This window comes from Staphylococcus sp. NWU MKU2 (assembly GCF_033283605.1).
Classification (GTDB): domain Bacteria; phylum Bacillota; class Bacilli; order Staphylococcales; family Staphylococcaceae; genus Staphylococcus; species Staphylococcus haemolyticus.
In genome coordinates, this window is record NZ_JAVSMH010000001.1 from 146,681 (window position 1) to 160,483 (window position 13,803).

Below are 13,803 nucleotides of genomic sequence, written 5' to 3' on the forward strand. Positions count from 1 at the left end.
TTATGCATTCTCCTTTTCGTCAACGATTTTATAACTATATTCTTCAATTACAGTATTTGCGAATAACTTTTCGCTTAATGTCGTCACAATGTTATCGACCGCTTCATCAGTTGCTTCATCAACCGTCATGTATAAAACTTTACCTACACGAATATCATTAACTTGTTTATAACCTAAGTCGTGAACAGCTCGATTTAGTGCTTGTCCTTGAGTATCTAACACCTGTGGTTGTAATGTAATGTGAAGTTCAATCGTTTTCATTATTTTAGTTCCTCCAATTTATTTAAAAATGTTGTATATGTGTCAATAAGTGAACCTGTATCATTGCGATAGACGTCTTTATCAAAGTTAGAATCAGAATATTTATCCCAAATACGACATGTATCTGGAGAAATTTCATCAGCTAATAAAATTTTACCGTCAGAGGTTTTACCAAATTCAACTTTAAAATCAACTAATCTTAAATCCATCTCATCCATCAATTGAACTAATACTTTATTAATATCTTTAGCCATAGTTTTTAATGTTTCAATTTCACTATCACTCGCTATTTTTAAAAGTTTAACGTGATCATCCGTAATTAACGGGTCATTTAAGTCGTCATTTTTATAGAAAAATTCAACTAACGGTGCTTCGAATTCATAACCTTTGTTAAAACCTAAGCGTTTTGTTATAGAACCTGTTGCTATGTTACGTACTACAACTTCTAGTGGAATGATTTTAACTTCTTCAACTAATTGTTCCGTTTCAGAAAGCTGCTTAATAAAATGACTCGCAATTCCATGCTGAGATAAATATTCAAATATAATAGAGGTAATTTGATTATTTAATCGTCCTTTACCTTCCATTTTGTCTTTTTTTGCACCATTACCAGCCGTAACTTCATCTTTATACTCAACTCGCAATTGACCTTCATTATCTGTTGAGAAAATTCTTTTCGCTTTTCCTTCATACAATAGCGCCATTAACTATTCTCTCCCTTCAAACTGTTTGAGCATATCTTTCTCAGTTTCATCTACATTATTCGTTAAAATTGTCATATGCCCCATTTTACGATTAGGTTTACGTTCAGGTTTCCCATAAATATGAACATGCCATTCTGGATGATTAGCGAACTTATCTTCTAATAAATCTAAATCGCGCCCCAACAAATTCATCATTACTGCAGGTTTTAAAATCTCAATTTCTTTTGGAAGATTTTGTCCAGTAACTGCTAGAATATGTGTATCGAATTGTGAATAATCACAGGCTTCAATTGAATAATGTCCGGAATTGTGTGGACGTGGTGCAATTTCATTTACATATAAATGATTTGATTTATCGATGAAGAATTCGACTGTAAACGTACCTACAAAATGTACCTCATTAATAATTTTATTTACTTCATCTCTAGCTTCCTGTTCCTTATCACTTCTCGCAGGCACAATGGTTTTAAATAATATTTGATTTCGATGTTCATTTTCTTGAAGAGGGAAATACGTAATTTGTTTTTGGTTACCAATCGTAACAGTTAAAGAAACTTCGAGTGCAATATCAAGAAATTGTTCTGCTACACACTCTTGTTGTGAAATGAGATCTTTGGCTTCTTGAATTGATTCTTCATTTTTAACTAAGACTTGTCCTTTACCATCGTATCCACCAAAACGCGTTTTAACTATAAATGGATATCCTAATTGATTAATCACAACATTTAGGTCTTTTTCCTCTTTAATAGGTAAAAAAGGAACAATTTTAGATCCTGCTTGTTGTAATGTTAGTTTTTCAGTTAAACGATCTTGTAATAATTGAATAGCTTGATAACCTTGAGGAATATTGAATTTTTGAGTTAGACGAATAAGTTGTTCAGCTGAAATATTTTCAAACTCATAAGTGATTACATCAGATTTCTCACCGAGTTCATGTAAAGCTTCTTCATCATCATAAGCAGCAGTTATAAATTCGTGAGCTACTGACTTACACGGACTATCAGGGTTAGGATCTAAACAAATGACTTTAAAACCCATTTTTTGAGCAGATTGAGCCATCATTTTACCTAATTGACCGCCTCCGATAATACCAATCGTGTCACCGAATTTTAATTTATTGAAGATCATTTTGCATTTCACCAACTTTATCTACTAGACTTTGCTCATATTCATCTAAATATTTACGAACTGATTCATTACTAATACTTAAAATTCTCGCAGCTAATACCCCAGCATTTTTTGCACCTGCATTACCTATTGCAGTTGTAGCCACCGGTATACCTCCTGGCATTTGAACAATCGATAATAAAGAATCCAATCCTTTTAAACTTTTTGACTCAATCGGTACACCTATAACAGGTATTGTTGTCATTGATGCAACCATTCCTGGTAGATGCGCAGCACCACCTGCACCAGCAATAATGACATCGTATCCATGTGTTCTAGCTTGACTTGCAAATTCATACATTAATTTAGGCGTACGATGTGCCGAAACGACTTTCTTATCGTACGGTATTTCGAATTCATCTAACATCGCACAACTTTCTTGCATAACCTTCCAATCTGAAGAACTACCCATAATAACCGCTACTTTCACGTTGTACACCCTTTCAAAAGTTTGAAATTTAGTTACGATTAGTTGTATATTACAGATATAGCATAACAATCATGAGATGCTTTTTCAATCAAAAATCGAACTTTAACTTAATTTTTAATTTTAATTTACGTCTTTTGGCTATCAATTGACGTAACTGAAGATTTAAAGTTAAGGTATAAGTATGATTTAAACAAACAAGGAGGAATTTTTTGTGGTTGCAAAAATTTTAGATGGGAAACAAATTTCTAAGGACTACAGACAAGGTTTACAAAATCAAGTTGAAGCTTTAAAAGAAAAAGGTTACACACCAAAATTATCCGTAATCTTAGTAGGTAATGATGGTGCTAGTCAAAGCTATGTAAACTCTAAAAAGAAAGCTGCTGAAAAAATCGGCATGATTTCTGAAATTGTTCATTTAGATGAGGATACTTCTGAAGAAGATGTATTAAAAGAATTAGACCGTTTAAACAATGATGATTCAGTAAGTGGAATATTAGTTCAAGTACCTCTTCCTAAACAAGTAAGTGAACAAAAAATCTTAGAAGCAATTAATCCTGAAAAAGACGTTGATGGCTTCCACCCTTCAAATATCGGTAAGTTATATATTGATGAGCAAACTTTTGTTCCATGTACGCCACTAGGCATTATGGAAATCCTTAAACATGCTGATATTGATTTAGAAGGTAAAAATGCAGTTGTTATTGGTCGTAGCCATATTGTTGGTCAACCAGTATCAAAATTATTATTACAAGCTAATGCTACAGTAACTATTCTACATTCACGTACTAAAGACATGCATAGCCATTTGAAAGATGCTGATGTTATTGTCAGCGCAGTTGGTCAACCAGGTTTAGTAACTAAAGATGATGTAAAAGAAGGCGCTGTTATTGTTGACGTTGGTAACACTCCAGATGAGAATGGTAAATTAAAAGGTGACGTTGAATTTGAAGAAGTTAAAGAAGTTGCCGGTGCAATTACGCCAGTTCCAGGTGGTGTTGGCCCATTAACAATTACTATGGTGCTTAATAATACATTATTAGCTGAAAAAATGCGTCGTGGCATTGAATAATATAATTATTCTTACTTATGAGTAATTCGTTTAAACTTCAATTAAACAATTCGAAATAAAAGCACAGGGGTGATGTTTATTAAATATCATCCTTGTGCTTTATTCATTTATAATTTATATAAAATCCTATTAATAAATATTTAATTCAATATTAAACTGCAACACTTAATTTTGGTACAAATGTTTCATAATGAATATGACTTTGATCAACATCTAATGCTTTTAATACTTCAATAACTGATTGTATGAATTTAGCACCACCACAAACATAAATCTCTGTATTTTCACTTATATATTTTTCTAAGTATTCTTTAGTTAAATAGCCATTTTTTTCGCGATCATAAAGTTCATATTTTGCTTTGTCTGATTTTTGACTAATATTTTCTAAATATGAAGTGAATGGTGTATCGTTGACATCTCCAGTTACTTGAATAAATTGAGCATTGCTATCTTTAACAACCACTCCATTAAACATTGAAACTAATGGTGTAACACCGATACCCGCACCAATAAATAATTGAGAGTTTTCAGGATTTGCAACCGCAAATGGACCTACAGGTGCTGATAAATTAATTTTGTCTCCTTCTTTTAATTCATCATGCAATATAGTTGAAACTTCACCTTCATGGTCAGTTGTCACATCACGTTTAACAGCAAATGTTAAACGCTCTTTTTCTCCAGATACAATTGAATAATGTCGTTTTGCACGATATGGCATTTTTTCACTACTAACATCCACAGTGATGTATTCACCCGGTGTAAATTGACTTAAGTCATAGTCAGTAGATTTAACTGTGAAAGCTTTGATATCTGAAGATAATTGTTCGATTTTTTCGATTTCAAAAGGTTGGAAACCTTCCCAAAGCATACTAGCATAGATATCTTTTTCAACTTGAATAAACACATCTGCGATTTCTTGATAAGCTTTCTTCCATGTTTGGATGATTGGATGATCATCTTCTAGTCCTACTACTGCCTTAATTGCTTCTATTAAATTTTCTCCAACAATGTCATAACCTGCTGGTGGAACTTCTAATGCACAATGTTTATAAGCGATTTCTTTAACTACAGGCATGATGTTGCCTAAATTATCAATATTAACAGCTGCTGCTAAAACACTTTGCGCTAATGCAGTTGATTGAAATCCTTTTTGTTGGTTCGTTTGGTTAAACATATTTTTTAATTCTGGATGTTGATTGAACATTCTATTGTAAAAATATGATGTTATTTCAGTGCCTTTCTCTTGTAATACAGGTACCGTTTCTTTGATAATGCCTTTTTCTTTTTCATTTAACATGAAAGTCACTCCCATTTAGTTAAATATTTCAAACCTTTTCCATATTCATTCTATTCCAATTTGCAAAATTTTTAAATCAATTGTAATTAAATTCACAAATTGTTCATTTTACATAATCTTAATATATATTTTTCTTCTTATTATTTAAATTCTTAAAATAATACGATATATTAGGACTATAGTATGATGTTTATTTTCAGAATATATTGTATAGTTTAATTAAATTACTCAATGACTTTATTTTTTAACGGAGGTTAACTTAATGAATAAACTAATCCAGTCACTTTCAGCGCTAGGCGTCTCCGCAACTCTAGTTACCCCCAACTTAAGTGCAGAAGCAACAACTAATCACTCCCCTGAGCTTAGAGGTGTGAATGATATCGTAATCGAAAAAGGCCAAAATTATAATCTACTAAATGGAATTAGTGCTTATGATAAAGAAGATGGTGATTTAACACATAAGATCACTGTAGATGGTCATGTTGATACTTCTAAAGTAGGCAAATATAAAGTGAAATATAATGTCATTGATTCAGATGGTGCAGAAGAAACTTCAACTCGATACATAGAAGTTAAATAATATGATAAATTTTTGAGATGAGATGAATAATCTCATCTTTTTTGTGTCAAAAACCCTTGAAAACACTGAAAATGATAACGTTTCTCAACTATATGCGTATTTCACTTAAATTTGTCATTTTTCACAGAATAGACACATAATTTTAACAAATCTTACATTCCCCGTCATTCCTATTGTTTCTAGTTGTTTCCTATATATAATTATAATTTTTTTCGGATAAGTACTTGTAAATATTGCGTAATAAACTAAAATTAATGATAAGCCCTACATTTGTAGTATTAGGAGGTCAAAAAAGTGTCAAAATTTAAGTCTTTGCTTCTAATGTTCGGCACGCTAATTTTACTTAGTGGTTGTTCGAATGTTGAAGTATTTAATGCAAAAGGGCCAGTAGCAAGTAGTCAGAAGTTCTTGATTATCTATTCAATCATCTTCATGCTTGTTATTGTTGCTGTTGTACTTACCATGTTCGCTATTTTTATTTTCAAGTATAGCTACAATAAAAACAGCGAAACTGGTAAGATGCACCACAATTCTTTAATTGAAACAATTTGGTTTGTGGTACCTATCATTATCGTAATTGCTTTATCTATTCCAACAGTTAAAACTTTATACGATTATGAGAAACCACCAGAAAGTAAGGAAGATCCTATGGTTGTATACGCAGTAAGTGCTGGGTACAAATGGTTCTTCGCTTATCCAGAACAAAAAGTTGAAACGGTTAATACTTTAACTATTCCTAAAAATCGTCCTGTAGTATTCAAATTACAAGCTATGGATACGATGACAAGTTTCTGGATTCCTCAACTAGGTGGTCAAAAATATGCCATGACTGGCATGACAATGGATTGGACTTTACAAGCCGATGAAACAGGTACTTTCAGAGGACGTAACTCAAACTTTAATGGTGAAGGTTTCTCTCGCCAAACGTTTAAAGTTCACTCTGTAAACCAAAGTGAATTCGATTCTTGGGTTAAAGATGCTAAGAGCAAGAAAACACTTAGCCAAGATGAGTTTGATAAACAACTCTTACCAAGTACACCTAATAAAGAATTGACATTCAGTGGTACGCATATGGCATTCGTTGACCCTGCAGCTGATCCAGAGTACATCTTCTACGCTTACAAACGTTACAATTATGTTCAAAAAGATCCTAACTTTGTAGCTGAGAAAGACTTGTACAAAGATGTTACTGATAAACCACAAAAACCAGCTCGTAAGGTTCAAATCACTAACGCTAACTATAAGCGTCATGGTATGAAACCTATGATTCTTGGTAACAATGATCCTTATGATAATGAATTCAAGAAAGAAGAAGATCATAACTCTAAGGAAATGGAAAAAATCAGTAAAAGTGCAAAAGACGAAAATGCGTCTAAATTTGGTAGCAAAGCAGACAATGATCATGGAGGTGGACATTAATGAATTTTCCATGGGATCAATTGCTCGTTAAAGGTAACTGGATGATTACAATGGCACAAATTGGTGCGCCATTCCTAGTTATTGGTTTAATCGCAGTAATTACTTACTTCAAGTTATGGAAATATCTTTACAAAGAATGGTTCACATCCGTAGACCATAAAAAAATCGGTTTAATGTACTTAATTTGTGCCGTACTTATGTTCGTTCGTGGTGGTATTGATGCATTACTATTACGTACTCAATTAACAATTCCAGATAATACTTTCTTGGAATCAAATCACTATAACGAAATCTTCAGTACGCACGGCGTTATCATGATTATCTTTATGGCTATGCCATTCATATTTGGTTTATGGAACGTAGTCGTTCCACTACAAATTGGGGCTCGTGATGTGGCGTTCCCAGTTATGAATAACATTAGTTTCTGGTTATTCTTCGTTGGTATGATTTTATTCAACCTTTCATTCATTATTGGTGGTTCACCAGCAGCTGGTTGGACTAACTATGCACCATTAGCTGGTGAATTTAGTCCAGGCCCAGGTGTTAACTATTACCTAGTCGCAATTCAGATTTCAGGTATTGGTAGTTTAATGACTGGTATTAACTTCTTCGTAACAATACTTAGATGTAAAACACCAACAATGAAATTCATGCAAATGCCTATGTTTACTGTAACAACATTTATTACGTCTTTAATCGTAATTCTTGCATTCCCAGTATTCACAGTTGTACTTGCATTAATGACTACTGACCGTGTATTTGGAACTGCATTCTTTACAGTTGCCGATGGCGGTATGCCAATGTTATGGGCAAACTTCTTCTGGGTATGGGGGCACCCTGAGGTTTATATCGTTATCTTGCCTGCATTTGGTATTTATTCAGAAATTATTCCAACATTTGCTCGTAAACGTTTATTCGGACACCAAAGTATGGTGTGGGCAACTGCTGGTATCGCATTCTTAAGTTTCTTAGTTTGGGTTCACCATTTCTTCACAATGGGTAATGGTGCTTTAATCAACTCATTCTTCTCAATTTCAACAATGTTAATCGGTGTACCAACCGGAGTTAAATTATTTAACTGGTTATTAACATTATATAAAGGACGTATTACGTTCGAGTCACCTATGCTATTCTCATTAGCCTTCATCCCTAACTTCTTATTAGGTGGGGTTACAGGTGTAATGTTAGCGATGGCATCAGCTGACTATCAATACCATAATACTTATTTCTTAGTAGCTCACTTCCACTATACATTGGTTACTGGTGTTGTATTTGCCTGCCTAGCTGGTTTAATCTTCTGGTATCCTAAGATGATGGGTTACAAATTAAACGAAAAATTAAACGCATGGTGCTTCTGGTTATTCATGATTGGATTTAACGTATGTTTCTTACCACAATTCATTCTTGGATTAGACGGAATGCCTCGTCGTTTATACACTTATATGCCTTCTGATGGTTGGTGGTTATTAAACGTAATCTCTACTATTGGTGCATTATTAATGGCTGTTGGTTTCCTATTCTTAGTAGTAAGCATTGTATACAGTCATATCAAAGCTCCACGTGAAGCTACTGGAGATAACTGGGATGGTCTTGGACGTACTTTAGAGTGGTCTACTGCTTCTGCAATTCCACCTAAATACAACTTTGCTATCACTCCAGATTGGAATGACTATGATACATTTGTTGATATGAAAGAACATGGTCGTCATTATTTAGATAACCATAACTATAAAGACATTCATATGCCAAACAATACACACACAGGTGTAATTATGGGTATATTCATGTTATTAGGTGGTTTCTTCTTAATCTTCGAAACTGTAATTCCTGCCGCAATCTGCTTAGTAGGTATTCTTGGTTCATTAGTTTACCAAAGTTTCGTACAAGATCATGGTTATCATATCCCTGCTTCTGAAGTTGCTGAAAATGAAGCTCGTTTAAGAGAAGCTCGTATTAAAGAAAGGGAGGCTGTAGGTCATGAGTCATGATACAAATACTGTTGATTCACGTACGCACGAAGGTCAATTAAATAAACTTGGCTTCTGGATTTTCCTTACAGCCGAATTCTCATTATTCGGTACCTTGTTCGCAACGCTATTAACGTTGCAACATGGTGGCGATTATGCTGGCAAAATGACAACAGAATTATTCGAGTTACCGCTTGTATTAATTATGACGTTTGCCTTATTAATTAGTTCTTACACATGTGGTATATCAATTTATTACATGCGTAAAGAAAAACAAAACTTAATGATGTTCTGGATGATTCTTACTGTCCTTTTAGGTCTAGTGTTCGTTGGATTCGAAATTTACGAATTTGCTCACTATGTTTCTGAAGGCGTAACACCACAAATTGGATCTTATTGGTCTAGTTTCTTCATCCTATTAGGTACACACGGTGCTCACGTATCATTAGGTATTGGTTGGATCATTTGTTTATTAATTCAAGTGGCTACACGTGGTCTTAATAAATTTAATGCTCCTAAATTATTCATTGTAAGTTTATACTGGCACTTCTTAGATGTTGTTTGGATCTTCATCTTCACTGCCGTATATATGATAGGGATGGTGTATAGCGGATGAATACAATCGTAAAACATACAGTTGGCTTTATTGCCTCAATCGTCTTGACGTTATTAGCAGTTTTCGTAACTCTATACACAAACATGACATTCCATGCTAAAACAACAATCATCTTTGGCTTTGCTTTTATTCAAGCTGCAGTTCAATTATTAATGTTCATGCACTTAACTGAAGGTAAAGATGGTCAAGTACAATCGTTCAAAGTTATCTTTGCGATTATCATCACATTAGTGACTGTTATTGGTACGTATTGGGTTATGCAAGGTGGACATTCTCACCACTTATAATTTAATATTTATCTCATACAAAGAACCTGTTATGAAACTCGTCAGAGTTTCAAACAGGTTCTTTCTTTATGCTTTCATATCATACCTGATTTAAGTTATCTTTAATTTAAATCATTTATTGTGAAGGAGATGCATTTGAATAATGACTTTACCCATAATCATAGATACTGATCCAGGAATTGATGACGCTGCTGCATTGAGTGTTGCTCTATTACATCCATTCTTCGATGTAAAAATGATTTCCACAGTTAATGGAAATGTCAATATAGAAAAAACGACTGCTAATGCTCTGAAATTGAAAGCTTTCTTCAATAGTGACGTACCTGTTCACAGAGGTTCTGCAAAACCGTTAATTAATAAAGCAATAGATGCAAGCCAAGTTCATGGAGAAAGTGGTATGGATGGATACGACTTCCCATCTATATCAAATGACCAATTGGCTTCTACTAACTCAATAACTGCAATGAAGGAAATACTTTTACATTCAAACACCCCTATTACGCTTATAGCGTTAGGTCCGCTTACGAATATTGCTCTATTAATAAGTACGTTTCCTGAAGTTAAAGATCATATTAGAGAAATTGTCTTAATGGGAGGAAGTTCAGGACGAGGTAATGTAACGCCACTTGCAGAGTTTAATATCTATAGTGATCCTGAAGCAGCGCATATTGTTTTTGAGAGTGACCTTCCCCTTACTATGATTGGACTTGATTTAGCGCGACAATCGCTGTTAACTCATGACTATTTAGCGTCATTTGAACATATGAGTAGAACAAGTTCAATGCTCTATCAAATCTTTCAACATTATAGAGAGAAAGATTTCGCTAAAGGGTTAAAATTATATGATGTCTTCACAGTATTATATTTACTTGATCCTGAAAGCTATGAAACGATACTAGCTAGTGTACGAATTGAATTACATGGCACATTGACCAAGGGAGCTACAGTTGTTGATTACGACTCCCCCTATCGAAATTGTAAAATTGTTACTTCAAGTCTAAATAAGAACTACTGCTCAATATTTAAAGACACAATTAAATAATTCATTTTAATTAAAAAAGCTATAACAAAATGCATCTTTATTACATTTCGTTATAGCTCTCTTTATTTGGTTTCATAAATATTTTGACCAAGTAATTGATAATAAATATGAGAAATAATTGACTCATTTGACACTTTAGAATAATCAACTTTATTCGTAGCCAGTACAATAATATAATCTTCATTAAAATATACCGTGAATATTTGACCGAAAAACACACCATTAATTCGATTGACTTGAGGAGTCGAATAGAATCCATATCTATAAGATTCTGGATATTTAGTGCTCCCAATTTCTTGAAGTAAGGATGTTGTAACTGCTTGATTGAAAATATTATTTTGCTGTAAATCATTAACTAATCTAGCCATATCATGTGTAGACATAAATAAATTTCCTGCACCATAATATTGATCTAATAAATTCGGATTCATCGTTTTTAGTTTATTATTTTTTACTTTATATCCAGTAGCCATATTCTTTTTATAAGGCTTTTCATTAAAGAAAGCACTATGCTCTAAATGATAGGGTTCTGCTAATAATTTATAATAATTTTCCACATAAGAATGATGTGTTACTGCTTCTATAACTTGCGCAAGAACTAGATAGTTAGCATCGTTATATAAATGTTTATGATAATATTTACTATTAATCCCTCTTCTTTGAATATCATGAACTGCCCCATCTAAACTCTTTGTATTAGGATTAGCACTAAATTTATATAAACCACTTCTATGTAACATTAAATCTTTCAATGTAATTGTTTTATTTGTCTTAAACCAAGGCAAATACTTAGTAACAGGGTCATTAATATTAATTTTGTTTGATAATTCTAAGTGCTTGAGTATTAAACCAGTAGTGAATTTTTGAGCTGATCCAATTAAATACATCGTATTTGCATTGCTTTTTTTCTTACTGCTAATATTTTGATAACCATAACCTTTATCAAGCATTAATTTTCCATCTTTTAAAACTGTAATTGATCCATTGAAATGAACATTTTTTAAATACGCATTAATTTGTTCAATATTATCATCTTTTGCTTGAACCGTTTTGAGCTTATCGACTGTTTTGTGGTTTTTATCACGATGTTCTATATAAGCCTTGTTATCATTAACATTGTTATATTCACTATCCTTAATACTATAGTTAGTAACTTTAATGACGAATAATGTAATGAGAAGTATTAAAACAATTAATACTAAAATAAAAGCTATAATTTTTAATTTGTTATTTTTCATGGGGTCCCTCTTACGTCTAATATAGAAGTATATCTAAATTAAAACCTATTCTATCTAAATCATTTTTTTATTCGTTTAATATTTTATATTATATAACACAACACCACTGAATTCATCTCTCTTTAATCATATACTTATAATTTTTTATTACATCGTACTTTAGTATGATAAAGTACTATCTAATATTGCTTAATCATCTTTTGTAAATTCTATTTTAATAATGTAAATTTTGTATTAAACTTAAAGTTGTAATTCTCTCCAAAAAGTAATACAATTTAAGGCTATGAGAGTATACATTATATATAATTGCACCATCCTTACAACTTTGAATACAAGCAAAAAATAAAAAATATAAATTTATTTTTGATTTTATACTTCATGTTAAATAAAAATGTAACGATTTTTATTTTTCAAATCATAAAATCTCTTATAAAAGATAATATGTATAGGAGCAAATGCTATGAACCGATTTTTAAAATATTTTATGATGCTACTTACACTAGTACTAATCGTTGTTCCTGTAATTTTTATCATCAATTTGTATAAAACTTCTGAAAGTGCAATGCAAGCCTCATATGATAAATCTGATTCGAAGCGTCAATCAAACATACGTGAACGAAAAGTAAACCCTTCTAAAGATGCAGTTTCAATCTTATTTTTAGGAATTGATGATAATGAAGGTCGTCGTAAAAATGGCCAAACTACAGAACATTCAAGAACGGATTCTATGATTCTTTCTACCTTCAGTCCTGAAAAGCGTCAAATACGATTACTTAGTATCCCACGTGATACGATTAGTTATATACCAAAAGTTGGTTATTACGATAAGATAACTCACGCACATGCTTACGGAGGACCTGTAGCTGCTATGGATTCTGTCGAGGCGACATTAAACGTTCCTGTTGATTACTATGTACGAGTAAATATGGATGCTTTCGTTGAGGCAGTTGATGAACTTGGCGGTATTTATTATGACGTCCCTTACGACTTAAATGAGCCTAATACAGACGATAGCGGTAGAATTAAAATTAAAAAAGGCTATCAAAAACTTAATGGTGATGAAGCGCTAGCCGTTGCAAGAACACGACATCACGATTCTGATTTAAAACGTGGCGAAAGACAAATGGATTTAATTAAATTATTATTCCAAAAAGCTAAGAGCCTTGATTCATATGATAAATTAGATGATTTAGTACAAATAGTTGGGAAAAATGCGAAACATAATTTAACTTCTTCTGAAATCAAATCTCTAGCATCTATGTACTTATCTGATGACATTGAATTTAAAAAGTCTCAACTCAAGGGTAAAGATGATTACTTACAAAATATTTACTATTATAATCCGAGCGTAAGTAGTATTATGAAATATTCAAATATATTGCGTTCTGATTTAGGACTATCTAAAATAACAGATAAGGATGAATTCTTAGATCAACGCGTTATTAAACATTACGGTACACTTGTACCACTTACACCTCTTGATCAGTCTTTATTGAAAAATAATCAAAAAGATTCATCTTCTTCTGATGATAACAATGATGATTCAACAAATTCAGACAACAATAATGATGTACAGTCATCTGATGAAAATAGTTCAAACTCAAACGAAGATTTTAACCAAGGTAGTCAAGACAATACTCAAAGTGAAAACTACAATCAAACGAATAATACTGATTCATTCAATAACAATCAAAATCAAATTTACTAATTGAGAGGAGCACAAACT

General features: G+C 32.5%; 14 protein-coding genes. 8 read left to right on the forward strand and 6 right to left on the reverse strand.

The features are described from left to right. The 4 genes from purS to purE are packed head-to-tail and all read right to left on the reverse strand — an operon-like array spanning position 1 to position 2,562. On the reverse strand, positions 1 to 261 hold the full coding sequence (gene purS / locus SBL15_RS00800) for a phosphoribosylformylglycinamidine synthase subunit PurS (protein WP_033079949.1): 261 nt from the start codon (positions 259 to 261) through the stop codon (positions 1 to 3). Next, the gene (gene purC, locus SBL15_RS00805; RefSeq protein ID WP_107611314.1) at positions 261 to 965 is read right to left on the reverse strand and encodes a phosphoribosylaminoimidazolesuccinocarboxamide synthase; all 705 of its coding nucleotides are present in this window, start codon (positions 963 to 965) and stop codon (positions 261 to 263) included. Before purC ends, purS begins: the two co-directional genes overlap by 1 nt. A gap of 3 nt (positions 966 to 968) precedes the next feature. After that, on the reverse strand, positions 969 to 2,093 hold the full coding sequence (gene purK, locus SBL15_RS00810) for a 5-(carboxyamino)imidazole ribonucleotide synthase (protein ID WP_107611315.1): 1,125 nt from the start codon (positions 2,091 to 2,093) through the stop codon (positions 969 to 971). After that, positions 2,080 to 2,562, reverse strand: coding sequence for a 5-(carboxyamino)imidazole ribonucleotide mutase (gene purE / locus SBL15_RS00815; RefSeq protein WP_107611316.1), 483 nt, complete (start codon positions 2,560 to 2,562; stop codon positions 2,080 to 2,082). Before purE ends, purK begins: the two co-directional genes overlap by 14 nt. 211 nt (positions 2,563 to 2,773) lie before the next feature. Between purE and folD the strand changes: the two genes are divergently transcribed. Further along, positions 2,774 to 3,631, forward strand: a complete 858-nt coding sequence (gene folD / locus SBL15_RS00820; RefSeq protein ID WP_037535546.1) for a bifunctional methylenetetrahydrofolate dehydrogenase/methenyltetrahydrofolate cyclohydrolase FolD — start codon at positions 2,774 to 2,776, stop codon at positions 3,629 to 3,631. A 151-nt stretch (positions 3,632 to 3,782) separates the two neighbouring features. Here the strand turns inward: folD and SBL15_RS00825 are convergent, their stop codons facing one another. Beyond that, positions 3,783 to 4,928 carry a globin domain-containing protein gene (locus SBL15_RS00825; protein WP_317954881.1) on the reverse strand — a complete coding sequence of 382 codons (1,146 nt, stop codon included), beginning with the start codon at positions 4,926 to 4,928 and terminating at the stop codon, positions 3,783 to 3,785. Between the two features lie 262 nt (positions 4,929 to 5,190). Here SBL15_RS00825 and SBL15_RS00830 point away from each other — a divergent pair, with 262 nt between their 5' ends. The 6 genes from SBL15_RS00830 to rihC all read left to right on the forward strand — a co-directional run bounded on the left by SBL15_RS00830 (position 5,191) and on the right by rihC (position 10,839). Continuing rightward, positions 5,191 to 5,508, forward strand: coding sequence for a DUF5011 domain-containing protein (locus tag SBL15_RS00830; protein WP_011276172.1), 318 nt, complete (start codon positions 5,191 to 5,193; stop codon positions 5,506 to 5,508). Between the two features lie 294 nt (positions 5,509 to 5,802). Then, a complete protein-coding gene (gene qoxA / locus SBL15_RS00835) occupies positions 5,803 to 6,927 on the forward strand; it encodes a cytochrome aa3 quinol oxidase subunit II (RefSeq protein ID WP_037535542.1) in 1,125 nt (374 codons plus the stop codon). Next, positions 6,927 to 8,915, forward strand: a complete 1,989-nt coding sequence (qoxB, locus tag SBL15_RS00840; protein ID WP_107611317.1) for a cytochrome aa3 quinol oxidase subunit I — start codon at positions 6,927 to 6,929, stop codon at positions 8,913 to 8,915. Before qoxA ends, qoxB begins: the two co-directional genes overlap by 1 nt. After that, the gene (gene qoxC, locus SBL15_RS00845; protein WP_037535537.1) at positions 8,905 to 9,510 is read left to right on the forward strand and encodes a cytochrome aa3 quinol oxidase subunit III; all 606 of its coding nucleotides are present in this window, start codon (positions 8,905 to 8,907) and stop codon (positions 9,508 to 9,510) included. Before qoxB ends, qoxC begins: the two co-directional genes overlap by 11 nt. Beyond that, a complete protein-coding gene (qoxD, locus tag SBL15_RS00850; protein ID WP_011276176.1) occupies positions 9,507 to 9,797 on the forward strand; it encodes a cytochrome aa3 quinol oxidase subunit IV in 291 nt (96 codons plus the stop codon). The genes qoxC and qoxD overlap by 4 nt, the downstream gene beginning before the upstream one ends. A gap of 142 nt (positions 9,798 to 9,939) precedes the next feature. Continuing rightward, positions 9,940 to 10,839 (forward strand): ribonucleoside hydrolase RihC, encoded by a 900-nt coding sequence (rihC, locus tag SBL15_RS00855; RefSeq protein ID WP_107637684.1) that lies wholly within the window; start codon positions 9,940 to 9,942, stop codon positions 10,837 to 10,839. 62 nt (positions 10,840 to 10,901) lie between these two features. Here the strand turns inward: rihC and SBL15_RS00860 are convergent, their stop codons facing one another. Then, positions 10,902 to 12,077: a serine hydrolase domain-containing protein gene (locus SBL15_RS00860; protein ID WP_317954885.1), complete on the reverse strand. Its 1,176-nt coding sequence runs from the start codon at positions 12,075 to 12,077 to the stop codon at positions 10,902 to 10,904. Positions 12,078 to 12,537: 460 nt separating this feature from the next. On the opposite strand from SBL15_RS00860, the gene SBL15_RS00865 reads away from it, so the two are divergent. Then, on the forward strand, positions 12,538 to 13,785 hold the full coding sequence (locus SBL15_RS00865; RefSeq protein WP_107634649.1) for an LCP family protein: 1,248 nt from the start codon (positions 12,538 to 12,540) through the stop codon (positions 13,783 to 13,785). Positions 13,786 to 13,803 lie beyond the last annotated feature (18 nt).